Source organism: Sapientia aquatica, from assembly GCF_004358105.1.
GTDB classification, from domain to species: domain Bacteria; phylum Pseudomonadota; class Gammaproteobacteria; order Burkholderiales; family Burkholderiaceae_D; genus Solimicrobium; species Solimicrobium aquaticum.
Genome location: NZ_SMYL01000012.1, coordinates 35,961 through 60,400, shown reverse-complemented (window position 1 = coordinate 60,400; position 24,440 = coordinate 35,961). Strand labels below are relative to the sequence as shown.

Here is a 24,440-nt window from a genome sequence, read left to right as displayed (position 1 = left end):
AATTGACAAAAAACGCCCCAAGATCAGCACGAGCATGCGACCTTAGGGCGTTTATTTTTGAGGGTTTAATTCGACCAGAAACTAATCAACTATCCAATGTCATCAGACTAGCGTTACCACCGGCGGCAGTCGTGTTAATACAAACGGCGCGTTCTGCTAGCAAGCGCCAGAGCGGGATTGGTTCGTTCTCGGAAGTCTCGATGATGCTGGTGATGAACTCGTCTTGAAACGCGATGATCGTTTTGAGTGAGTTCGACAACGATTTATCGAGTAACGCGATTTGAGAATGCACGTTATCGACTTCATTGATTTTAATTAGCGATTTGATCGATGCCGGCAAACTCGCGGGAATTAATCCGAATGTGGCTTTCGACATCACCGGACAATTTTCGGTAGCCAGCACTGCTGCCAATTGGTTGAGCAACGTCGTCACATCGGGTGCAGCGCAGTAAATATTGCCGCGCGGTGCAAACGATAAAGTGTTGCGCTCACCGGTTGGCCCTGGCAAGACCAAGGACATTTTACGTGGCGACGATAAGGCATATTGTTCCGCCAATGCGGCATTTTTATCGTGACCGTGGGTTTTAAACCAAACCATTAAATCGTTCAACAACGCAGGGGCGGAACGCTCGAACACCGAGTGACCGCCGATTTGGTCCGTGCTGTTGCGTTGCAGGCGTTTGAGGTAAAGCGGGCCACCAGCTTTTGGCCCCGTGCCTGATTTGCCTTCGCCACCAAACGGCTGTACACCCACGACTGCGCCCACGATATTGCGGTTGACGTAAATATTACCCACGTGCGCATGATCAATCACAAACTGAATCGTTTCATCAATACGTGAATGAACGCCCAAGGTTAAGCCATAACCGGTTTGATTAATTTGCTCGATCAATTGCGGTAGCTCATCGCGTTTATAACGGACAACGTGCAAAACAGGGCCAAAGACTTCGTGCTTGAGCGCAGCGATGGAAGGAATTTCTATCACGGTGGGCGCGACGAAATGACCAAGATTGCATTCTTCCGACAACGCTAATTGATGGAACGAATTAGCTTGCGTTTTTAAATTGGCGATGTGCGCTAATAATTTATTTTTAGCTTCTAAATCAATCACTGGGCCAATGTCCACCGATAAGCGATCTGGATTACCGATCCGCAGTTCTTGCATCGCGCCCTGCAGCATTTGCATCGTTTTATCAAAGATATCGTTTTGCAAGCACAGCACGCGCAGTGCTGAACAACGCTGCCCAGCGCTATCAAAGGCGGAGTTCAATACGTCGATAACGACTTGCTCTGGTAACGCGCTGCTATCGACGATTAAGGCGTTTTGTCCGCCAGTTTCAGCGATCAATGGGATGTCTTGTTTTTCCGCGGCAGAACGTTTAGCTAAAGTTTGATTAATGATTTGTGCGACTTCGGTTGAGCCGGTAAAAATCACGCCTTTGCAACGTGAATCAGCCACCAATTTAGCGCCAACTGTTTCGCCGCGACCCGGTAAGAATTGCAGCGCCGAAGTTGGCACGCCCGCTTTATGCAATATCTGCACCGCACGGAAAGCGATTAACGGCGTTTGTTCAGCCGGTTTGGCGAGCACCACATTACCCACAGCTAACGAGGCGGATACTTCGCCCAAGAAAATCGCGAGCGGGAAATTCCAAGGGCTAATACAAACGACGGGACCCAAAGCGGCGGACAATTCTGTCGAGATAATTTGCGCGGCGTAATAGCGTAAAAAATCAACCGCTTCGCGTACTTCGGCAACTGCATTGGGGAACGATTTTCCCGCTTCGCGAATGGCTAAGGCGATAAATTCAATGCGATTAGTTTCAAGCAAATCTGCTGCTTTGTTCAAACACTTAGCACGCTCAGCAGTACTTACAGCGGCCCATTCGGAGGCGTGAGTTTCAGCAGCAACCAAGGCTGTTTCTACGTCGTGACTAGTGGCTTCAATCACATGACCGACGATGTCGGTATGCACCGCAGGATTGGTAACGACTTCGCTAACATGTGCGCTAGCGATTCCGTGCAGCAGTGGCTTGGCATGCCATTTGTGCGCTGAAAATTGAGTAATATCACGCGACAACTCGCGTAGGACTTGCTCGTTAGAGAAATCAAATCCAGCCGAATTTTTACGCTCGTGGCCGAACAAAGCGCTCGGTAAGCTAATGCCAAAATGCGGCAGCCCGGCTAATTTTTCGGCAATAGAAACCGGATTTTCGACTAAAGAATCGAGCGAAATCGATTCGTCCACAATTTGATTGACGAAGGATGAATTGGCGCCGTTTTCTAATAGGCGACGCACCAAATAAGCCAGCAATGTTTCGTGCGAGCCAACCGGCGCATAGATACGACATGGACGATTTAATTGATCTGCGCCAACCACTTTGTCGTACAAGGTTTCGCCCATACCGTGTAGACATTGGAATTCATAATCAGTGATGTTTTGCTCTTGCGCCCATGTATAAATAGCCGATAAAGTCAGCGCATTATGGGTGGCAAATTGAGGATAAATAACGTCGGTGGCGGCGAGTAATTTTTTCGCGCAGAACAGATAAGAAACGTCGGTGTACACCTTGCGCGTATAGACCGGATAATCGGACAAACCATCGACTTGTGCGCGTTTGATTTCGGAATCCCAATACGCGCCTTTGACCAAACGAATCATAAATTTTTGCTGACTGCGGCGCGCCAAATCGATCAAATAATCGATCACATAGGGGCAGCGCTTTTGATACGCTTGCACCACAATGCCTAAACCTTCAAAGCCGTTTAAGTCAGCATCAAATGCTAAGGCTTCGACCAAATCCAACGACAGTTCTAAGCGATCCGCTTCTTCCGCATCGATGTTAAAACCAATGTTGTAATGCTTCGCTAACAGGAGCAATTTTTTCAAACTAGGCAGCAATTCATCCATCACCCGCTCGTGCTGCGCGCGCGAATAGCGTGGATGCAAGGCGGATAATTTGACCGAAATTCCCGGCCCATTTTTAATGCCGCGACCCGCCGATGCTGTACCGATGGCGTGTATCGCTGTTTCATATGCAGCGTAATAAAACGCGGCGTCTTTGGCAGTCAAGGCCGCTTCGCCGAGCATATCGTAGGAATAGCGGTAACCGCGTTTTTCGTTATCTTTACTGTTATTGAGCGCTTCTTCTATCGTTTGTCCGGTGACGAATTGATTGCCCAACATACGCATTGCTAAATCAACGCCCTTACGGATGAGCGGCTCACCACCTTTGGAAATTAATTTGGTGAGCGCCGACGTTAAACCTTGTTCGCTATTGGTCGAAACGAGTTTTCCGGTCACCAATAAGCCCCACGTTGCGGCGTTAACAAACATCGAGGGCGATTCGCCTAAATGTTTGCGCCAATCGCCTTTGCTGATTTTGTCGGCAATTAAACGGTCCACTGTTTGATGATCGGGAATGCGCAATAACGCCTCGGCCAAACACATCAACGCAACGCCTTCTTCCGACGAGAGCGAGAACTCATGCATCAACGCATCCACACCCGAGGCGCGAGTACGCTGTTCGCGCACGTCTTTGACCAACTTTTTCGCTAAGCTTTGAATCGGCGCGTGATCGAACCTAGGCAGTTGCTCTAATAAATAGTGCACCGCCTGCGATTCATTGCGGCGATAAGCCTCGGTAATGGCCAATCGCAAAGCGCTGGGATGAGTTAGGACTTCTGTGTGGAGAAAGGCGAATGGTTGAGTCATTTTGTCTGTGTTCTAGTGGTGAATAAGTGTCTAGTTAATCGCGGTGTGCAAGTTGCCGGAAACAACGCGCGCTGTTGTTAGTGCAAACCGTGATCGCCTAGGCTTAATTTGAAACTATAAAGTTATGCAAAGAAACTTTTTGCCTGAAATCAACTCATAGGCTGGCTAAAAGATAAATTTCGCTTACTAAAGTGTAATTTCGATGAAATTGAGGCAGTAAAAGCAGTGACTAACGGCAATAAAAAATAATAATCAAATAACGATTAAGAACTATTTATTCGGTATTTTCAGCCATTAATAGTGCAACGATTTTATAAGGAATTACCAATGATTAATTCTGGAAATTCCGCTTAATAGCAAAATTTTCTATTTTGTGAGAAAATTCAACCGAATATAATTTACACATGAGACTTTCTTATGCTCGACAAAATCAGTAAAAGAATTCTTGCGGAATTACAAAATGATGGCCGCATCAGCAATGTAGAGTTAGCCACCCGCGTTAATCTCTCACCCGCAGCGTGTTTAGAGCGCGTTCGCAAGTTACAAGAGACAGGATATATCCTAGGATATACCGCCCAATTAAATCCGCAATTGTTAGATGTCGCTTTATTGGTATTTATTGAAGTCGTCTTAGATCGCACCACGCCAGACGTGTTTGATGCGTTCAAGCGCGGCGTGCAAGCGATTCCTGAAGTGTTGGAATGTCATATGGTCGCCGGCGGCTTCGATTACCTTGTCAAAGCGCGGGTAAAAGACATGAATGCTTACCGCGATTTCTTAGGCAAATCGCTGCTGCAACTTGGCGGCGTGCGCGAAACCCATACCTATGCGGTGATGGAAGAAGTTAAAAACACCACCCATTTGCCGATCAAGTAAATTGATCAAATTAAAAAGGGCGTTATCAGAAAAGATAACGCCCTTTTTGCATTGGTGGATTCGCGCTTAAATCAGCGCATGTTGATGTTCGATTTGGGGATTTTCCGAATTTAAGGTCATTTCCACCAAGCTCATTAAATTCTCTCTTAGCCAACGATGCGCTGGATTGCGCGCCTCGCGCTCGTGCCACAACATATCCACATTGACCGCTGGCGTTGCGATTGGCAATTCTTTCCAGATCAATTGATTTTGCACACCGGTGGACGAAATCAAATGGTGCGGCAACACGGTCAATAAATCCGAGCTAGCAACGACCCGACCTGCCGTAAAAAATTGATTTACGGTTAGCAAAATATGACGTTGGCGGTTAATGCCGTTCAAAATCTCGTCAATTAAGCCGTGCGCTCTGCCTGAGAAACTCACCAATAAATGATGCGCGTTGCAATAGTTGTCCAAGGTCAGCGGTTCATTGGCCAAAGGATGATCTTTACGCATCACACATACATAGCGACCTGTATACAAGCTGGCGTGGCGAATCGCGTTATTGGTCGAACTTTGTCCTCCGGTCATTTGCGACACTACGCCTGGGAAAAATCCCACCGCAATATCAATGTCGCCGTGCAGCAGCATATTGCGCGGATCGCGGGTTGTTAGCGGCACCATGCGCGCATTGATGCCGGGCGCAGTTTTCTCAATTTCGCGCACGAGATATGGCATCCAGTAAGCCGCGGTTGAATCGGCCATCGCCATTCTGAACGAGGCAATTGCCGTTGACGGATCAAACGTGGGCGGCGCGATCGCTGCTTCGAGCTTACTTAACGCTTCACGAATCGCAGGCCAAACGCTTTCGGCGCGTGGAGTTGGTTTTACGCCGTAGGCTGTGCGAATTAATAATTCATCATTGAATGCGTGGCGCAAACGTTTTAACGCGTTCGAGACTGCTGGCTGCGTCATCGCCAATTTATCGGCGGCGCGCGTCAGATTTTGCTCGATCATGACGGCATCAAAGACGCGCAATAAATTGAGATCTAAAGTAAGAAAGTTCATATAAGCCTTTTGCGCTAACGCTGGGCAAGGTTAAGTAATAAATCGCCACGTGGTCATTCACAAAAACCATAACAGGTATGATAAATCGGAATTTGAATTATATATTGCGCTGCAATATAGTGGCGTCATTCCCTGTTTATTATTGTTTTTGAGAAAAAAATGTCCCTAGCTAACTTCATCCAGCCACTATTAGCAGCCGTACCAACGCTAATGAAAATGACGAGTGTTCTCCTCGTTTTAACGGCAGTTAGCGTAGTAATCGTTATGTTTAAGCCGATGCTGCTGGGAATCTGGCGCGCATCGCGACTTTATTTAAAGCAAATCAGTCATCAACAACGTCAGAATTAAAGCGCAAGCCCCAATCGCGCACAATTTCAGTAATTCTGTCTCAGCACTATATCCCTCAAAAGTTACCTCATCATAACAATGCAGATTGTTAATTCATTGCAACCCAGCTTAAAGCAAGTATTGGCTGAATCCAACATTTTGGTCTCACTGCTACCCGCATTGATTGCCAGCGGAATCGTTGGACTGCTGCTGAGTGCCTTGACACAAATAATGATGATTTCTAACTGGGTGTTAATAACGGCTAAGTTAGAGGTTTGGTTAGTTTCTTGGGCGATATTGTTTCCGTTGTGCTTTGTGGCAACCCAATTGCTTAAGAAACTGCCATTATTTGTTAAAAAGTAGCGTCAATTTAATCGTTACGTCATGAGCAGGAAACACAAGGCCATTAAGATAACTACGTGAGATAAAAATTACTCGAGTGAAAAACAGCTCTTTTAATTTTTGTAAAATGCCCTAAATAGGGTATAGATTTATTTCACAAAGAATATATATTGCTCTGTATCGAAGAAGTAACAACAAATAAATACATTGCACCGAACGTCTCCTCCTCCTTGTTGTTATAAAGGATTCATGCCCAGCGACTAGTTGGGCATTTTTTTTGTCAGACAAAATCTTACGTTGGGCCAAGAGATGCTTGTAGGACAAAGTCCCCAAATTGGAATCGTCGGCTAATGTCGATCAATTCAACGAGCTGCTACGTATTTCTACGTATATTCACGCTTTCAGGTCAAAACAGCCTTGCAACGAGCATGAAATATAGGCTTGCAAGAAGTCCAGCCAGCAATTGTTATGCACAAAAATCGGCAAATGGTTAGAAACTGTGAACAGGTAAAACTCTAAATTAAGAAAACTCTGTAACTGATTGATTGAATTGAGATAAATCCATTTTTGCGACTTACATGATGCTTTCAATCAAGCATTTGGAAAAAAGATATTGACTTAGTTTTGAAATCTATTCACAAAGTTATCCACAGAAGAACTTCACTGTGAATTTATCCAGCCAATTAATAGGCATTGATTTAAAACAGCTTTAACTAAAGGCAATTTAAGCGATAATGTCGGTCTGAATTTATAGCATTGAAGAAAGATTGCCATGGCATTTAACGACGTCCCATTAAAGAACGATACTTTCCTGCGCGCCTTGCGCCGTCAGCCTACCGAGCACACGCCGGTCTGGTTAATGCGTCAAGCGGGCCGTTATTTGCCTGAATATCGTGCTGTAAGACAAAAAGCGGGTTCGTTCATGGGGCTGGCCAAGAATCCAGACTACGCAACCGAAGTCACGATTCAACCTTTAGACCGATTCAAGTTAGATGCGGCGATCCTGTTTTCGGACATTTTGACTGTCCCAGACGCGATGGGATTGGGCTTGTATTTTGAAGACGGCGAAGGCCCTAAGTTTGAGCGCCCGTTGCAGGACGAAAAAGATATTTTGGCGTTGCAAGTGCCAGATATGAACAAGTTGAACTACGTATTCGATGCGGTTACGCAAATTCGGAATACGTTAAATGGCCGTGTTCCGCTGATCGGTTTTTCCGGCAGCCCGTGGACTTTGGCCTGTTACATGGTCAAAGGCGGCGGCTCGAAAGACTACCGCACAATTAAGACGATGTTGTACAACCGTCCAGATTTGATGCATCACATTTTGCGTGTGAACGCGCAAGCGGTCGCAACGTATTTAAACGCCCAAATCGATGCGGGCGCGCAAGCGGTCATGATTTTTGATTCCTGGGGCGGCGTCTTGGCCGACGGTGCTTATCAAGAGTTTTCCTTGAATTACATGCGCGAAGTGGTGCGTTTAGTGAAAAAAGAAAAAAATGGCGTTTCCATTCCGTCGATCGTCTTTACCAAAGGCGGTGGATTGTGGATTGATCAAATCGCCGATATAGGCGCCGATGCCGTTGGGTTGGACTGGACAGTCAATTTAGGTCAGGCACGCGCTCAAATTGGTCATAAAGTGGCCCTACAAGGCAATCTCGATCCGATGGCGCTGTTTGCCAATCCCGATCAAATCCGTGCGCAGGTGCAACAATTGATTGAAAGCTTTGGCAAACCGTCTGCCGACAGCGGTCATGTCTTTAATTTGGGTCACGGTATCTCTCAATTTACTGCGCCGCAATCGGTCGAAGTGTTAGTTGACGCGGTGCACGAATTCAGCAAAAAGATACGCACCACTTAAACAAAACGGTAAATCTGCTACCTACAAACCAATAAGCCGAGCCGCAAGATAATCGCGAACAGGGTTGTGCGCCGCAACAGTGTTATTTCATGCGGCTTGCGGCGATAAAAGCCTTTGTTAGGCTTGCGAATCAGAAACTTAACAAAGGTGCTTAGTTGGAAATCCTACTAAGTTATGCACAAAAAAATTAATTTCTAATTGCTGTCAATAGTTTTTTTAGAAAACCAAAACTATTTTTTAAGTCATTGATTTAAATAGAGTTTATGTGTTTAGCAGAAAATTTTACCTTGTGAAATAATTGTTGCTCTGCAGAATTAATTCAATCCGCATCGCTTTTTCCACAAAGTTGTCCACAGGGTTGTCTAGCAAAAAACCGTTTAATTTCCCATTGATTGGCTAACTTCTTAAGGAAGTACATTAAGTTGCAGATCGAGCGAATTCTTCAAATTGCGTTAGATACGCCGTTGGATCGCGTTTTTGATTACCGATGGAGCGGGGACGAAATTCCTCGGCTGGGGCAATTTGCCTCGGTGGAATTCGGTCGGCGTGAAATGGTCGGCTTAATCGTTGCAATTAAGCAAGATTCGGACGTCCCGCTGGATAAACTTAAACCCGTTATTGCCGTTCGTTCTCAGCTCACCGAAGTTTCCCCTGAATGGATCGCCTTGTGCGCCTTTGCCGCCGACTATTATCAACGTCCGTTGGGCGAAGTCGCGCTGCCGTCCGTTCCCAAAAATATCCGCGCTGCCAAAACCACAGCGTTGGACAAAGCGCTAAAAAAACTAAGCGTGCCAATCAAGGCGGGCGAAGCCAGCAATCCGCCGCCACTGAACCCTGAGCAACAAACCGCGGTTGATCACATCGTCGCCGCCCAAGGATTTGATACCAGTTTGCTGTACGGCGTAACCGGAAGTGGCAAAACCGAAGTCTATTTGCAAGCCGCCGCGCAAATTTTGGCCCGCGCCGTGCCGAGTGCGCCTGCGCCGCAAATTTTGATTTTGGTGCCTGAAATCAATCTAACTCCCCAATTACAAGGTCACCTGCAAGCGCGTTTTCCGGATTTGTTCGTGGCAACATTGCACAGCGGCATGGCTGAAGGCGAACGTACTTTGCATTGGTTGGCGGCGCATAGCGGCAAAGCTAGTTTGATTTTGGGGACGCGCTTGGCGATTTTGGCTTCTTTGCCGCAATTGAAATTAATCATCGTCGATGAAGAGCACGATCCTTCTTACAAGCAACAAGAAGGCTTGCGTTATTCAGCCCGCGATTTAGCGATTTGGCGCGCCCGCCAGTTAAATATCCCAGTCGTGCTGGGCTCGGCCACGCCGTCATTAGAAAGCTGGCAACACACGATTTCTGGCCGCTACACCAAATTAAGCTTGCCCAATCGCGCGGTGGATGCGGCGGTGTTGCCGACGATGCGCTTGATTGATTTAGCCAAAGATAAGCCGCAAGAAGGATTAACCTTTTCTTTGATCTCCGCGTTAAAAGAGCGCTTGGAGAAAGGTGAGCAATCACTACTCTATTTAAATCGTCGCGGTTATGCGCCCGTGATTGCTTGTGATGCTTGCGGCTGGATGAGCAATTGCACCCGCTGTAGTGCGTTTTTAGTCCTGCATAAAAACGAGCACAAACTGCGCTGCCATCATTGCAGTTTAGAGATTCGGATTCCTAAATCTTGTCCGACCTGCGGCAATGTGGATATCCAACCATTGGGCCGGGGAACCCAGCGGATTGAAGAACATCTGCAAACGATTTTTCCGGATGCCAGAATTAGGCGGATTGATGCCGATTCCACTCGCTTAAAAGGCAGCGCCCAAGCCGCCTTCGATACGGTGCATCGCGGTGAAGTCGATATTTTGATCGGCACCCAAATGGTTGCCAAAGGCCATGATTTCAAAAACTTGACCTTAGTCGGTGTGATTAATCCGGATACAGCGCTTTTTTCGCAAGATTATCGCGCCGGTGAACGCTTATTTGCACAATTAATGCAAGTCTCTGGTCGCGCAGGGCGGGCGGCTCAGAAAGAAGGCGGCAGCGCGAGCGAAGTCTTGATTCAAACACGTTACCCGCAACACGCGCTGTACCAAGCGCTCAAAAAACACGATTACCCGCGCTTCGCCAAAGAATGTCTGCTTGAACGGCAACAAGCGGCATTGCCGCCATTTATTTACCAAGCTTTGCTGCGCGCCGAAGCTAAAGAGTTGTCGATTGCGATTGCATTCCTAAAACAAGCCGCCGAATTAAACGTGCCTGAACACATCACGATGCACGACCCGATCCCGATGACATTGATGAAAATGGCCAATTCGGAGCGAGCGCAATTGCTGATCGAATCGCACTCCCGCCCCGGTTTGCAAGCATTTTTAAAAGAGTGGTTACACCAACTTCGCCAAATCAAACCAAGAATTAATTGGTCACTGGAAGTCGATCCGGTCGATATTTAAGCCCGCTAGAAGTTAGTTGAAACGTCAACTAACTAATAAAAACGACAATGCCAAATGTTAACTGTCTCTTTTGTGCGAATTACACGATATTTCACAATTAAAACCGGAAAAAGTTTTCTTTAAGAAACTTTGTACAGTTATAATCCGCCCAACAATCATGATTAAAAGCATTCATTTTCGCCGCTAACTTAATGTTGATTGTCAGCTTTATTCACTTTTTAAACGTTAAACAATTACACAAATTAGTCCCTGGAGATTTTCATGAAAGCTAAATTACTTATCAGCGCTCTTGTTGCGGCGCTTGGCGTTACCGGTGTGAATGCTGCACAAGCTTCTGACGGTACGATCACATTTACTGGCACAGTTGTAGCAACTTCTTGCGTAATCGGCGGTTCTGGCGCAAGTTTTACCGTCGCGTTGCCACCAGTAGATAAAAACGCGTTGGCTGCTGCCGGTAACATCGCTGCTCCAACATTGTTCCCATTAGTGTTGACTGGTTGCCCAGCATCAACAGCAGTACACGCTTTGTTCGAAGTGAACAACACTAGCTTGGATTCAGCGACTGGCGCGTTGAAAAACTTAGCCGCTACTGGTCCAGCAGCAAACGTAGAAGTTCAAATTCTTAACTCAGCGTTGAACCCAATCAACATCGCCACTGGCGCGAACAATGGCGCAGGTTCAGGCGGCACGACTTCAGCAGCTGGCGCGTTGACTTTGAATTACTACGCTCAATACTACGCCACTGGCGCAGCGGGCTCTGGTGCCGTATCGACTAACGTGACATACGCCTTGGTCTACAACTAATCCAGCAAGACAATTAGTAGGGATGAGCAAACCGCGTTTGCTCATCAAACAGCGGCCATTTCGATGGCCTCTTTTTTATAATGTTGCTTGTCAGAAACACAAAATATGAAATTACGTCACTCACTCGTATTGTTGACTTGGTGCCTAGCATCATTAGCAGGATTGTCAGCCAATGCTGGCGTAATCATTAACGGAACACGCGTTATTTATAACGCTGAAGATAAAGAAGCCACGCTGCGTATCAACAATGATTCGACCACGCCATCGTTAGTGCAAGTGTGGTTGGATTCCGGTGACGCTAAGTCCACGCCAGAAACTGGCAAATCGCCGTTCTTCGCGACGCCACCGATCTTCCGCGTCGATCCCAACAAAGGTCAAACAGTGCGGATTATCTACGCTCGAGACCCGTTGCCAACGGACCGCGAATCGGTATTTTGGCTCAATATTTTGGATGTGCCGCCGATGCCGGTGACCAAAAGTGCCGATGACGCGAACTATATGCAGCTTGCGATTCGCAGCCGCATGAAATTGTTCTATCGCCCAACTGGCTTACCCGGTTCGTCCTTTGCTGCTGCCGATAAAGTGCAATGGACTTTGCATCAAAATGCAGATGGTGTTGTGTTGCAAGGCAAAAACGATAGCGTTTTTAACGTATCGATGGACTCCGCAAAAATCGTAATTAGCGACAAAACCTACGAAGTAGTTACCAGCATGATTGCCCCCAAATCGAGCGCCGAATTTGTGGTGCGCGACTTAAAGCAAATCCCCACCCAAGCAAGTCAATTGGAGTACGTCACCATCAATGATTTTGGTTCGGCAGTAAAGCACACTAACAGCTTAACGCCCTAGCAAATGTATCGTTTGGCGAAGTAGAAATTCATGAACCGTTCGCGCCCCAACACTTGGATTAAACAGATTGCGCTGCTGTCGCTGTCTGTTGTCATGTTGGGAAAAGCGCATGCCACCACGCCCGCCAATTTAGCCGCTGCCGCCGCCGAGCCTGCCGCCAACGCCAGCGGCAATGTTGGTGCGAATATCAACGGTGCCCCGCGCACGCCTATCTTTGAGTACAGCGGATTTAATCCAGCGATGTTGTCCGGTGCAAGTGACAACATCGATGTCACGCGCTACACCTTAGGCAACGTGGTACAACCCGGCAATTACCGGGTCGATGTTTATATCAACAAACAATGGTTAGGTCGACGCGATATCGAAGTCAAAGCCATTCCCGGCACCGACCGCACGCAACCTTGCGTGACCAAGGGCCTGTTAGAGCAGCTTGGTGTCAACGTTAAAAGTCTGCCGGATGCGGTGGAATTTGCTGAGTTGAAAAATGACGCGTGTGTCGATGTCGTCGCTAAGATTCCCGCCGCCACGGTCGATTTTGATTCCGGTGATTTGAAGTTGGTGGTGAGTATTCCGCAATTATATTTAACCCGCATTTCACGCGGCTATGTGTCGCCCGAGGAATGGGAAGAAGGCATTAACGCGGGCTTTTTGAGTTACAACGTAAACTCCTATCGCAACTCGTTGCTAGGCTCAACCGAGCAGGTTTATGCCGGAATGAATTTAGGCATCAATTTAGAAGGTTGGCGTCTGCGTTACAACACCAGCTACAACAATAGCCAAAGTGGCGGCCAATCCAACAGCACTAATTCTGTCGTTAGCAGCAATCCCAATTCTGGCCTCACCACAACCAATATCGGCACCGCTGCAGGACTTACCGGTGTTACCAACATCGGCACGACGTTGGGTACCAACCAAGCGGCGTCGAGCAACGGAATCAGCGTTGATGGCAGCGTGCAGCAATCTTCGCGCTGGCAAACAATTAACGCATATGCTCAGCACGATGTCACCAGCCTCAAATCTCAATTAACCTTGGGTGACGCTTACAGCAATGGCGATCTTTTTAACAGCGTGGCGTTTCGCGGTGCGATGTTAGCAAGTGATGATCGCATGCTGCCAGAATCCCAACGCGGATACGCACCGGTGATTCGCGGCGTGGCCGAAACCAACGCCAAAGTTACGATTCGCCAAGGCGGAAACATCGTCTATGAAACCACCGTGCCACCGGGGGAATTCAAAATTGAGGATATGTACAACAGCAGTTTTGCCGGTGACTTTGTGGTGCAAATTAGCGAAGCGGATGGCCGACAAAAACAGTACGTCGTGCCCTATTCCGCCGGCGTGTTATTGCTGCGTCCCGACGCTTCACGTTACAGCGCGGTGGTCGGTAAATTGATGAACGTGGTGCAGCACGATGCGCCTTTGTTTGGTGAGTTCACTTATCAACGCGGCTTCCTAAAAGGTATTACTGCTTACGCTGGAATTATCGCCTCGTCGTATTACGATTCATTCCAAGTTGGCGAAGCGTTAAATACCTCGTATGGCGCCATTTCGTTAGACTTAACGCGCTCGCTCACTAAACAACTTCCGCGCGACAATTCGATTTTAGGACACAGCTGGCGCTTGAGTTACAGCAAGATCGTTGAGCAAACAAAGACTAATTTTAGTATGGCGGCATATCGCTATTCGACCAGTGACTTTATGACCTTGAGCGACGCGGCGATTCTCAATACACAACCTAGCGATTCCGCAGGCACATCGCAACGCCTTGTCCCGCGCAGTACCTTTCAGCTCTCACTCAATCAACCATTAGCGGACGGATTGGGAACCTTATACGCCAGCGGAACCGCACAGCGCTATTGGGACGGACAGCCCAGCGCCGTCAATTATCAGGCGGGATACACCAATGGATTTAGTTGGGGAAATCTAGGTGTGTCGATCGGCCGCACTATCGACGCGTTTGGGATTTACCATAATTTATGGACCGTCGGATTGAACTTCCCGATTGGCGACCAAGGCAGTATTCGTCATCCGACTTTGAACACGACCACTACTTACGGCGACCACCAAACCTCAACCCAAGTTGCGCTCAATGGAACGCTCGGTGAAAACTCGCGCACCAGCTACAACCTCTACGACAACTACGCCGGAGCCAGTGAGTTTTCTAATGCCAGCACCAACAACGTCGGCGCTGGAATGCAATATTCAGGGCAGTTCGGTCAAATTGGCGGCTCGTACAGCACCGGCAAATCAACCCAAACATCGGTCAATGCCAGCGGCGCGCTTATTGTGCATTCAGGCGGCGTGTTGTTGTCGCCAAGCTTAGGTGAGACAGTGGGTATCGTGTATGCGCCGGGTGCTGAGGGCGCAACGGTCAATAGTTCGTATTCAAATAAAGTTGGCTCAAATGGTTATGCGATCGTGCCGTTCTTGACGCCCTACATTACGAATGAAGTCGTGCTTGATCCTAAAGGAAGTTCGATCAACGTTGAGTTAGAAACTACCTCAAAACAAATCGCGCCCCGCGCTGGTGCCATCGTATTACTAAAATTCTCTACCACGATAGGCCGTGCAGTGCTGATGACGATACTGCGCAACGATGGACAAGCCTTGCCGCTAGGCGCAACAGTGTTGGATGAAAAAGGTAAAGACATCGGCATGTTGGCGCAAGGGGGCCGCTTCTTTAATCGCACCTTGGCAGAACACGGAAGTTTGACGATTAAATGGGGTAGCGAAAGCGACCAACAGTGCACCACGTCGTACACCATTCCACCTGAAACGGAGAAGCAAACGGATCAACCGTATCAGCAATTAACGCTAACGTGCGCGACGCCGCAACAGGAATTGGTCACAAAATGAGCACCTTACATGAATGCCAAACACAGATGATTTCATCCATGAATCGAACGCCATCACAGCACAACCCGAGCGCGCGCTTATCCGCGTTGGCGACGACTTTGCTGATGTTGGTGCTGTTACTGATGCCGTGGAAAAGTTTTGCCAGTTGCACCTTAAATCCAACAACGGTGGTGAAAACAATTTCTTCTCCGCCTAGCATCATGATTAATCCTTACGTCGCGGTTGGCTCGGTGCTGTACACCGGCACCTTCACCGGTAACTCTGGCACATTCACGGTCACTTGCACGACCAGCTTTACTCAATTGGTGTATCAGGGCGTGGGCGTTGCTACCAGCAACACCTACCCAACCAATATTCCCGGTATCGGTATGCAACTCAGTAACACCAGCGGCAACACCGGGCTGTGGCCAATCACTATTACCCAAGGCGCTGCTACGACATTTACTGCTCAAGCATCGTTACCGGTGCAATTGCAACTTGTAAAAACTGGACCAATCACTGCCAGTGGCACCTTACCCGTAAACGTTGGTAGTTTGGTTTTGCCGCAGCAAGGCAACTTTGTGCTGTTCAATATTAATTTGCAGACGCCGCTGGTCGTCAACTTTACTCAGCCTAGTTGCGCGGTGACCTCGTCGTCGCCGATTGCAGTGGCCTTGGGCGCTTTTCCGATTTCGCATTTTCCGTCGGTGGGGTCGACTTCTTCACCGATTCCGTTTTCAATTCAAGTCACTTGTCAGCAAGGGCCCAATGGAAGTTCGACTTCGATTTACGCGACCTTAACGGATAACAGCGGCGTTGGTGTGGGCGCAGGAAACACGTCCAATATTTTGCCGCTGAGCGCAACCTCAACCGCCGCAGGATTGGGCGTGCAAATTCAATATAACGGCACGGTACAAAAGTTCGGCCCTGACTCGAACGTGATTGGCAACACCAATCAATTTCTGCTGCAAGCGAACAATGCTAACGGAACTTACACCTTCCCCTTTACGGCTTACTTTATTCGAACGGGCACGGTGGTTGCGGGATCGGCTAAAACGTCAGCGACGTTTACGATGGCGTACAACTAGAGGTAGGTGATTTGAATGACTTTCCATTGATTGACGGGAAGGTCTTTTTGCTGGGTTTGATTGGCGCGCCAGACCAACATATGCGGTTGCGGAGCGACCACTTGGCTGGTTACTTTTGCTGATTTGGCAGCGCATTGCGCGAGTTTGGCAGTGCTGGGATTATCGAGTTGAATCGAACAAGTCGGCTCAACGATGCGACCTGTAAATGTGATCGTGCCATCGGTCGCGTAGCTTGAATTAGCTAGCGCCGTGCTTAAACTCAACAGACAAAAAAACAATCGTGACTTAGTGATCACAATCCCCACCCTTCCGATGCAAATGCCGAATTACCTATGTAGTTATCGGCGCTCGGAAGGGCAGTGTTTAGCGGAATTAGAGATATTTATTTTGCCTTAGGGGGCAATTTTGTCCTTGAATTTGGACGGTGCTTGGACTACGGCGAGATGGTTTTCAGTCCTGCCCCGCATTTTTGATTAAGTTTTTTGCGTAAAGCGGATAATTCCATCGGCATCTTCATGGCGAAGCAATTTCCCCGCAAACCACAATAAATGCAAATGCGCTAACGCTTCGCCCAATGCAAAAGTAAGTTGATGCGTGTCCAAGGCGCGCGTGAACATGATAGGCACAATATCGTTAGCACTTTTAGGCGTGGCGCAAGCGTCAAATACCTCGGCTAAACGCGCATGATGATGATCGATTAATTGTTGAACACGAATTTGAATCCCCTTGAACGGCTTTCCATGCGAAGGCAACACCAAGGTATTCGCCGGCAGTGGCAAATAGTTATTTAACGAATCCAAAAACTGCTGCACCGGATTGGCCTCAGGTTCAATCGCCCAAACCGATACATTGGTTGAAATGCGTGGCAATAACATGTCGCCAGAAATTAAGCAGTTAATTTGCTCGCAATATAAGGACACGTGCTCTGGCGAATGGCCAAAGCCTGTGATGACACGCCAAGTGTATTTTCCAATCGCAACCAGCTGATGTTCTTGTAAGCGGATAAACGCAGGCGGAATGCTGGGCACCAAGCTTGGATAATAATTTTTCCGCCCCATGAGTTGCTCGATCAAATCCGGGCTAGTGACGCCATGACGTTGGAAATGCGGTACGGTTGAGGAGCCTTCTACCCCACTCAATCCGGCTTGCATCATGCGCCCAAAACTATATTCGCCCGCACTCATCCAAAGCGGCGCTTGCCAACGCTGGCAAATCCAATCGGCCAAGCCTAAGTGGTCAGGATGGCAATGCGTGGCGATTACGCGCGAGATCGGTTTGCCCTGCAAATGCTGCGCAAAAATCTGTTCCCAGTTGGCGCGGGTTGGGTCGCTCGCAATGCCGCAGTCAATCACCGTCCAGCTAGCGCCATCGTCCAGCAACCATAAATTGATATGATTTAAGGCGAATGGCAATCCCATTCTTAGCCAAAAAACACCATCACAAACTTGCAGCACTTCGCCTGCCGCGGGCATCGTGTCAGCAAAAGGATAGTCGAGTTGAGATTCCAATAAGTTCATGACGGCTTTCAAAAATGTGGTTCGGGAATGACAAATTCGGTGCAGATTTGACCTACAATATACCTTACGTTAACGTCAATTGCGCTTAAAAAGTAGCAGACGCTGCGTTGTCTTTCTTAATGCATTCACCTTTCGTCCACCTTGATAGCAGAAAATACCGTGTCGCCAGCCCAAAAAACCAATAAATCCGCAACGACCTTCACAATCACCGAACTATCTCGTGAGTTCGACATTACGCCGCGCGCGATTCGTTTTTACGAAGATCAAGGTCTGTTAAGCCCCAACCGTGAAGGTCCCGGAGGCCGAAATCGCGTTTATACCGCGCGCGAACGAACACATTTAAAGCTAACCCTGCGCGGCAAACGCTTGGGTTTGTCGTTGTCGGACATAAAAAGTTTGGTCGATATGTACACCTCGCCCAAAGACACCGAAGCCCAATTGCAGCGCTTTGCCGCCGTGCTGGCACAACACCGCGCCGCACTTGAGCAGCAGCGCGAAGATATCGAAGTGCTACTAACCGAAATTAGCGCGCACGAAAAAGAATGCCAGCGCATGTTGAAAGCCGAAGCAAAACCGAAGCCAGTAGGTAAAAAACAATAAATCGAATTGACGTTTACGTTAACGTCAATTGCGGTTATGATTTCAGATCAAAAAATATAAAGGCATCCCTTGTGGATACCTAGGTTGACCAACCAATAACGCCAAAAAATCTGAACCACAAGTTCAGAACGCCAGACCGACCAACCCCAAGCAAACGAGGAACCCATGTTACATCTACCCGGTTTAACTTTTGATCACGGCGAAGACATCGCCGCCCTGCGTGAATCCATTGCCCAATTCGCCGCCAAAGAAATCGCACCGCGTGCTGCCGAAATCGATAAAACCGATCAGTTCCCGATGGACTTGTGGAAAAAGCTGGGTGATTTGGGTGTGCTAGGCGTGACCGTAAAAGAGCAAGACGGCGGCATTGATATGGGCTACTTGGCGCACATTATCGCGATGGAAGAAATCTCGCGCGCGTCTGCTTCGGTCGGCTTATCCTACGGCGCCCATTCCAACTTGTGCGTCAACCAAATCAACCGCAACGGTACGCCAGAACAAAAAGCAAAATACCTGCCGAAGTTGATTTCAGGCGAACACATTGGCGCCTTAGCCATGTCCGAACCAAACGCCGGATCAGATGTGGTCAGCATGAAGCTGCGCGCTGATTTCAAAGGCGATCGTTGGGTATTAAACGGCACCAAAATGTGGATCACCAATGGCCCAGATGCGGATGTTTTGGTGGTGTACGCGAAGAACGATTTAGAGGCCGGCCCACGTGGCATGACAGCGTTTTTGATTGAGAAAAATTTCAAAGGCTTTTCGATTGCACAGAAGCTCGACAAACTCGGTATGCGCGGCTCACACACGGGCGAATTAGTGTTCCAAGATTGCGAAGTGCCCGCCGAAAACGTCTTGGGCGGTTTAGGCAAAGGTGTCAACGTATTGATGTCTGGTTTGGACTTTGAACGCGCTGTGTTGTCTGGCGGCCCGCTCGGGATTATGCAAGCGTGTATGGACGTGGTTGTGCCGTATATTCACGAACGCAAACAGTTCGGCCAGCCGATTGGTGAATTCCAATTAATGCAAGGCAAAATCGCTGATATGTATTCCACTATGATGGCCTGCAAGGCCTATGTTTATGCAGTCGGCCAAGCCTGCGATCGCGCCAAAAATCCAGAAGCAATCCGCGCATTACGCAAAGATGCTGCCGGTGCGATTTTGTACTCCGCCGAAAAAGCTACATGGATGGCGGGCGAAGCGATTCAGATTTTGGGCGGTAATGGGTACATCAACGAATACCCAGTTGGTCGTTTGTGGCGCGATGCTAAGTTGTATGAAATCGGCGCAGGCACGAGCGAAATTCGTCGTATGTTAATTGGTCGCGAATTGTTTGCCGAAACGAAATAAAGCCAGTTGAAACGCTAAAATAGTTTCGCCAGCGCGACACAAAGTTTCACTGGCGAACTATTTTGTGAAATGTGCAAAAAAATTTTTCTTCCGCGTCGCAATCGCTTTTGGCGCATCCTAAGTGAATGTGGTTAAATTAACGCCCGCGTCATGCCACTAATTCAACGTTAAGCGAAAAAAATATGTCACAAGTCGCCTTTCCAAAATTACTTTCTTCGCAAATTGCGTTCGATATCGCGCGCACGATTTTGGATGGCTTCAACAAACATTACCGCCTATTTCGCGCCGTTAGTCAGCAAGCCAAAAAACACTTCGAATTAGGCGAATGGAAAGCCGCACAAAAAAATGCCCGTGAGCGGATTTCTTACTACGACAAGCGCGTGGTTGAGTGCGCCACCGTATTGGAAGACGAATACGATGAAGCAGACTTAACCGACGAAGTGTGGCGTGAGGTCAAACTGCATTACATGGGATTGTTAATCGACCATTTGCAACCCGAATTGGCCGAGACTTTTTACAATTCGGTGTGTACCAAAATGCTGCACCGAAATTATTATCACAACGATTTTATTTTCGTCCGGCCCGCTGTTGCCACCGACTACATCGAAAGCGATGTGTTGCCAACCTATCGCGTGTATTACCCGGCCAATGATGGCTTAAATTATTCGCTCAAACGCATCGTCACCAATTTCCAATTGTCCACGCCATTCGCGGATTTAGATCGCGATATCGCAGCCATTGCAGCGCGTTTAAAAGAAGCCTTTGGTAACGAGCCGATTGAACCGAATCATCAGATTCAAGTGCTCTCGAATTTATTCTTCCGCAATAAAGGTGCCTACATCGTTGGCAAAGGCATTAACGGCAATCGCGAATACCCGTTTGTCGTGCCGATTTTGCACAATCGCCACAACCAACTAATTCTCGACACCGTGCTGCTCGATCCGATGTTGATCACGGTGTTGTTCTCGTTTACGCGCGCATATTTCATGGTCGATATGGAAGTCCCATCGGCCTACGTACAATTTTTACGCAGCATCATGCCGCGTAAGCCGCGCAGCGAAATTTACACGGTATTGGGTTTGCAAAAGCATGGCAAGAATCTGTTCTACCGCGATTTCTTGCATCACCTGCGTTACTCGTCCGATCAGATTCAAGTCGCGCCCGGTATTCGCGGTTTGGTGATGTTGGTATTCGCGCTGCCGTCCTTTCCGTATGTATTTAAGGTGATCAAAGACAGTTTCCCGCCGCCAAAAGAAACCACCAAAGAATTGATTAAGGAAAAGTACCAACTGGTCAAAAACCACGACCGCGTTGGACGCATGGCGGATACCTTGGAATACTCCGATGTCGCCTTTCCGCGCAGCCGTATCACCGAAGAATTGCTGGCGGAAATTCAACACTACGCACCTTCCGTATTAGAAGTCTCGGACGATGAAGTTGTGATCAAGCATTTGTATATTGAGCGCCGAATGATTCCGCTCAACATCTGGTTATCCGACGCAGAGAAAGCCAACAATTTGCCCGCGATTGAACACGGTGTGCGCGAATACGGCAACGCGATTAAAGAACTCGTCGCCGCCAATATTTTCCCTGGCGACATGTTGTATAAAAACTTTGGTGTGACCCGTTTAGGCCGCGTGGTTTTTTATGATTACGACGAGATCGAATACATCGTCGATTGTAACTTCCGCCGCATTCCCGCCCCGCGCAATGAGGAAGACGAAATGGCGTCCGAACCGTGGTATCACGTTGCTAAGAATGACGTTTTTCCAGAGCAATTTGCCCCATTCCTGTTGGGTAATATCAAAGTTCGCGATTATTTCATGAAATATCATGCCGATTTGCTCACACCTGACTATTGGCAAGCCTGCAAAGAGCGCATAATGGCAGGCCATGTTGAAGATGTTTTCCCCTACCCGCAAGACATAAGATTTTGTCATCAATCAGCCGTTCGCGAAGCGCCAACCGGTGCCAAGCAAACTACTGAAGCTGACTTTAAACCGGCAGCATAGGCTGCATCATTTGGAGATTAGTATGAATATCGTTATCGTTGGCGTAGCTCGCACACCAATGGGTGCCTTTCAAGGTGATTTTTCTTCAGTAACAGCAAGCCAATTAGGTGCGGTCGCCATCAAGGCCGCTATCGAACGCGCCGGTGTTAAACCAGAATTAGTCGATGAAGTGTTGTTCGGTAACTGCTTAATGGCTGGCCAAGGTCAAGCTCCAGCGCGTCAAGCGACGTTGGCAGCAGGTTTGCCGATTTCGGTGGGTGCAGTAACTCTGTCCAAAATGTGCGGCTCCGCGATGAAAGCCACAATGATGGCTTACGATTCCATCTTGGCTGGTTCGAACCAAATCGTCGTTGCTGGCGGCATGGAATCGATGACCAACGCGCCTTACCTGATTCCGAAAGCACGTGGTGGCTATCGCATTGGCCACGGCCAAATCATGGATCACATGATGTTGGATGGTTTGGAAGACGCCTACAGCCGTGACGAAAAAACGGGCGGCGGTCGTTCAATGGGGACTTTTGCAGAAGAATGCTCAGCCAAATATAACTTCAGCCGCGAAGATCAAGATGCGTTCGCGATCGAATCCGTTAAGCGCGCACAAGCCGCTACCGCCGATGGTTCCTTTGCATGGGAAATCGCACCGGTCACCGTCAAAGGTCGCGCTGGTGATGTAGTCATCGATAAAGACGAAGGCCCGCTCAAAGCCAAGATCGACAAAATCCCTAGCCTACGCGCTGCGTTCAAAAAAGACGGCACCATCACTGCGGCATCTTCTTCTTCGATCAATGACGGCGCAGCAGCGTTGGTGTTGATGAGCGAAGAAACAGCCAAAAAATTAGGCTTAAAAATTATCGCCCGCATCGTCGGCCATTCCACTCACGCGCAAGAACCAAATTGGTTCACCACCGCACCCGTTGGCGCGATGGAAAAACTGTTCAAGAAAACTGGCTGGACAGTCAAAGACGTTGACCTGTTCGAAATCAATGAGGCGTTTGCCACCGTGCCAATGGCGGCGATGCGCGAATTCGATATTCCACACAGCAAAGTCAACGTACACGGCGGCGCATGTGCCTTAGGTCACCCAATCGGCGCATCTGGCGCGCGTATCATTTGTACCCTGATCGGCGCGTTGCAAAAACACGGCAAAAAACGTGGCGTTGCGACCTTGTGTATCGGTGGTGGTGAAGGTACAGCGATGGCGATTGAATTGGCTTAATCGGCTTCATTAGTAAATAAATCAGTAAAAATTAGTAAAAAACAGCAAGTGGGCTACGGCCCATTTGCTGTTATTGCAAAGGACAAAAATGTCGAAGAAATGGATATCGTCAGGCTCGGATTTTGAGAAGCTAGCCGGATATAGTCGCGCTGTTATTGAGAACGGTTTAGTCCATGTTTCTGGCACCACCGGATTTGACTATGCGACCATGTCGATTCAAGACGACTTAGCCGCACAAACGCATCAAACGTTTAAGAATATCCAAGCCGCTTTGCAACAAGCCGGCGCATCCTTAGACGATGTGGTTCGGGTGCATTATCTAATCACCGACGCATCGTATTTTTCCGAAGTCGCGCCTATTTTCGGACAGTATTTTGCCAACGCTAGACCGGCCGCGACAGCGTTGGTCGTGGGCTTGGTTGACCCGCGCATGAAGATTGAAATTGAAGTGACCGCTCGTATTCCAACCTGAGATCCCACTATGCCTACAGTTTTAATTATCGGAGCATCGCGAGGAATTGGCTTCGGCCTAGCGCAAGAATATCGCGCCGCCGGTTGGCGCGTCATTGGTACCGCTCGTCAAGCCGATGACTTGGACAAGCTCACCGCCATTGGCGCCAAGTCCTTGCAACTCGACGTCAACGATTTAAACGATTGCGCTGGATTAGGTTGGTTGTTGGACGACGAAAAAATTGATGTCGCGATTTTAAACGCCGGTGTTATCGGCACGCGTACGGAAAAATTGGATACCCCAAGCGCCGAGGAATTTAATCTCGTGATGCAAACTAATGTATTAGCGGCGATGCGTATCTTGCCCATCATTGCGCCCATGGTGCAAAGCGCCCAAGGTACATTGGCCGTGATTTCGTCCGAGATGGGCTCGTTATCCCTGCGCAGCGGTACGCACGCTTGGTTGTACCGCGCCAGCAAAGCCGCACTCAATTCCGTGTTGCTCGATATAGCGCATACCTATTCCGGCATGACCAGCATTGCGCTGCATCCAGGTTGGGTGCGCACCGCGATGGGAACTGACCAAGCGCCCTTGTCGGTAGAACAAAGTACTGCCGGAATCCGCGCAACGATTGCCGCCCGAACGCCGCGCGATAACGGTAAGTTTTTTAATTACGACGGCACGCCGTTGAGTTGGTAACTAAAATCCGCCCGTGATTGGCAAATTAGAACCAATGACGTGCGAAGAATGGATGTTGTAGGCGCATCCCACGTGGATGCCTTTGCTTGATAGGCGCAGGTGCCGACAAGAGACGCAACGATGCCACTTGTTGGCGATAATGAAATTTAGGGAAGCTGACGTTTTGCTGTGTTATCCGACTGCAAAACGTTGCTGAGATTAAAAATGGTGTCGGCGTATGTGGCGTGGATGCGCTGGCTAAATAAATGCATGCGTGCAAACTAAGCACTGAAAATAAGCACCAAAAATAAACGCCGAAAAATAGATAACTAGCAGCACAAACGGCTTCGCCCACAAAGCGAATTCGTTAAAAAACCTGTGTGGTATTAACCCGCCGCGCACTGATCCAACTACGTTAGCTAGCAACC

17 protein-coding genes are annotated in these 24,440 nt (G+C 48.5%); 13 read left to right on the top strand and 4 right to left on the bottom strand.

Translation table 11 applies throughout. The annotated features are described in order from the left end of the window. Positions 1 to 85: 85 nt before the first annotated feature. Positions 86 to 3,715: a trifunctional transcriptional regulator/proline dehydrogenase/L-glutamate gamma-semialdehyde dehydrogenase gene (gene putA / locus E2I14_RS16835; RefSeq protein ID WP_133330675.1), complete on the bottom strand. Its 3,630-nt coding sequence runs from the start codon at positions 3,713 to 3,715 to the stop codon at positions 86 to 88. A gap of 417 nt (positions 3,716 to 4,132) precedes the next feature. Here putA and E2I14_RS16830 point away from each other — a divergent pair, with 417 nt between their 5' ends. Then, entirely contained in the window at positions 4,133 to 4,591 is a 459-nt protein-coding gene (locus E2I14_RS16830; RefSeq protein ID WP_133330673.1) for an Lrp/AsnC ligand binding domain-containing protein, read from the top strand. Positions 4,592 to 4,657: 66 nt separating this feature from the next. Here E2I14_RS16830 and E2I14_RS16825 read toward each other — a convergent pair whose 3' ends face one another. Beyond that, a complete protein-coding gene (locus E2I14_RS16825; RefSeq protein ID WP_133330671.1) occupies positions 4,658 to 5,638 on the bottom strand; it encodes a LysR family transcriptional regulator in 981 nt (326 codons plus the stop codon). 1,441 nt (positions 5,639 to 7,079) lie between these two features. Here E2I14_RS16825 and hemE point away from each other — a divergent pair. The 6 genes from hemE to E2I14_RS16795 all read left to right on the top strand — a co-directional run bounded on the left by hemE (position 7,080) and on the right by E2I14_RS16795 (position 16,188). Beyond that, a complete protein-coding gene (gene hemE, locus E2I14_RS16820; protein WP_133330669.1) occupies positions 7,080 to 8,165 on the top strand; it encodes a uroporphyrinogen decarboxylase in 1,086 nt (361 codons plus the stop codon). Positions 8,166 to 8,587: 422 nt separating this feature from the next. Beyond that, positions 8,588 to 10,612 carry a primosomal protein N' gene (locus E2I14_RS16815; protein WP_406675718.1) on the top strand — a complete coding sequence of 675 codons (2,025 nt, stop codon included), beginning with the start codon at positions 8,588 to 8,590 and terminating at the stop codon, positions 10,610 to 10,612. A gap of 261 nt (positions 10,613 to 10,873) precedes the next feature. Continuing rightward, entirely contained in the window at positions 10,874 to 11,416 is a 543-nt protein-coding gene (locus E2I14_RS16810; RefSeq protein ID WP_133330667.1) for a fimbrial protein, read from the top strand. A 105-nt stretch (positions 11,417 to 11,521) separates the two neighbouring features. Continuing rightward, positions 11,522 to 12,265, top strand: a complete 744-nt coding sequence (locus E2I14_RS16805; protein ID WP_133330665.1) for a fimbrial biogenesis chaperone — start codon at positions 11,522 to 11,524, stop codon at positions 12,263 to 12,265. Positions 12,266 to 12,295: 30 nt separating this feature from the next. Continuing rightward, positions 12,296 to 15,121: a fimbria/pilus outer membrane usher protein gene (locus E2I14_RS16800; RefSeq protein WP_133330663.1), complete on the top strand. Its 2,826-nt coding sequence runs from the start codon at positions 12,296 to 12,298 to the stop codon at positions 15,119 to 15,121. Further along, the gene (locus E2I14_RS16795; RefSeq protein ID WP_133330661.1) at positions 15,118 to 16,188 is read left to right on the top strand and encodes a fimbrial protein; all 1,071 of its coding nucleotides are present in this window, start codon (positions 15,118 to 15,120) and stop codon (positions 16,186 to 16,188) included. Before E2I14_RS16800 ends, E2I14_RS16795 begins: the two co-directional genes overlap by 4 nt. Here the strand turns inward: E2I14_RS16795 and E2I14_RS16790 are convergent. Together E2I14_RS16790 and E2I14_RS16785 are read right to left on the bottom strand one after the other, a co-directional pair. Beyond that, entirely contained in the window at positions 16,185 to 16,451 is a 267-nt protein-coding gene (locus E2I14_RS16790; protein ID WP_206105666.1) for a type 1 fimbrial protein, read from the bottom strand. The two genes, E2I14_RS16795 and E2I14_RS16790, sit on opposite strands and share 4 nt — an antisense overlap. A gap of 210 nt (positions 16,452 to 16,661) precedes the next feature. After that, the gene (locus E2I14_RS16785; RefSeq protein WP_133330657.1) at positions 16,662 to 17,705 is read right to left on the bottom strand and encodes an MBL fold metallo-hydrolase; all 1,044 of its coding nucleotides are present in this window, start codon (positions 17,703 to 17,705) and stop codon (positions 16,662 to 16,664) included. A 159-nt stretch (positions 17,706 to 17,864) separates the two neighbouring features. Between E2I14_RS16785 and E2I14_RS16780 the strand changes: the two genes are divergently transcribed. From E2I14_RS16780 to E2I14_RS16755, 6 genes are all read left to right on the top strand, one after another. Continuing rightward, positions 17,865 to 18,305 carry a MerR family transcriptional regulator gene (locus E2I14_RS16780; protein WP_133330655.1) on the top strand — a complete coding sequence of 147 codons (441 nt, stop codon included), beginning with the start codon at positions 17,865 to 17,867 and terminating at the stop codon, positions 18,303 to 18,305. A 165-nt stretch (positions 18,306 to 18,470) separates the two neighbouring features. Then, positions 18,471 to 19,655 (top strand): isovaleryl-CoA dehydrogenase, encoded by a 1,185-nt coding sequence (locus tag E2I14_RS16775; protein ID WP_133330653.1) that lies wholly within the window; start codon positions 18,471 to 18,473, stop codon positions 19,653 to 19,655. 182 nt (positions 19,656 to 19,837) lie between these two features. Beyond that, positions 19,838 to 21,667 (top strand): bifunctional isocitrate dehydrogenase kinase/phosphatase, encoded by a 1,830-nt coding sequence (gene aceK, locus E2I14_RS16770; protein WP_133330651.1) that lies wholly within the window; start codon positions 19,838 to 19,840, stop codon positions 21,665 to 21,667. Positions 21,668 to 21,689: 22 nt separating this feature from the next. Then, a complete protein-coding gene (locus E2I14_RS16765; protein ID WP_133330649.1) occupies positions 21,690 to 22,883 on the top strand; it encodes an acetyl-CoA C-acetyltransferase in 1,194 nt (397 codons plus the stop codon). A gap of 88 nt (positions 22,884 to 22,971) precedes the next feature. Further along, positions 22,972 to 23,355 (top strand): RidA family protein, encoded by a 384-nt coding sequence (locus E2I14_RS16760; protein ID WP_133330647.1) that lies wholly within the window; start codon positions 22,972 to 22,974, stop codon positions 23,353 to 23,355. A 9-nt stretch (positions 23,356 to 23,364) separates the two neighbouring features. After that, complete coding sequence (locus E2I14_RS16755) at positions 23,365 to 24,033, top strand: SDR family oxidoreductase (RefSeq protein WP_133330645.1); 669 nt, start codon at positions 23,365 to 23,367, stop codon at positions 24,031 to 24,033. Positions 24,034 to 24,440 lie beyond the last annotated feature (407 nt).

Coding starts and splice junctions, on each gene's coding strand:
- putA (WP_133330675.1), bottom strand. CDS start 3,715: ATGACTCAACCATTCGCCTTTCTCCACACAGAAGTCCTAACTCATCCC.
- E2I14_RS16830 (WP_133330673.1), top strand. CDS start 4,133: ATGCTCGACAAAATCAGTAAAAGAATTCTTGCGGAATTACAAAATGAT.
- E2I14_RS16825 (WP_133330671.1), bottom strand. CDS start 5,638: ATGAACTTTCTTACTTTAGATCTCAATTTATTGCGCGTCTTTGATGCC.
- hemE (WP_133330669.1), top strand. CDS start 7,080: ATGGCATTTAACGACGTCCCATTAAAGAACGATACTTTCCTGCGCGCC.
- E2I14_RS16810 (WP_133330667.1), top strand. CDS start 10,874: ATGAAAGCTAAATTACTTATCAGCGCTCTTGTTGCGGCGCTTGGCGTT.
- E2I14_RS16805 (WP_133330665.1), top strand. CDS start 11,522: ATGAAATTACGTCACTCACTCGTATTGTTGACTTGGTGCCTAGCATCA.
- E2I14_RS16800 (WP_133330663.1), top strand. CDS start 12,296: ATGAACCGTTCGCGCCCCAACACTTGGATTAAACAGATTGCGCTGCTG.
- E2I14_RS16795 (WP_133330661.1), top strand. CDS start 15,118: ATGAGCACCTTACATGAATGCCAAACACAGATGATTTCATCCATGAAT.
- E2I14_RS16785 (WP_133330657.1), bottom strand. CDS start 17,705: ATGAACTTATTGGAATCTCAACTCGACTATCCTTTTGCTGACACGATG.
- E2I14_RS16775 (WP_133330653.1), top strand. CDS start 18,471: ATGTTACATCTACCCGGTTTAACTTTTGATCACGGCGAAGACATCGCC.
- aceK (WP_133330651.1), top strand. CDS start 19,838: ATGTCACAAGTCGCCTTTCCAAAATTACTTTCTTCGCAAATTGCGTTC.
- E2I14_RS16765 (WP_133330649.1), top strand. CDS start 21,690: ATGAATATCGTTATCGTTGGCGTAGCTCGCACACCAATGGGTGCCTTT.
- E2I14_RS16760 (WP_133330647.1), top strand. CDS start 22,972: ATGTCGAAGAAATGGATATCGTCAGGCTCGGATTTTGAGAAGCTAGCC.
- E2I14_RS16755 (WP_133330645.1), top strand. CDS start 23,365: ATGCCTACAGTTTTAATTATCGGAGCATCGCGAGGAATTGGCTTCGGC.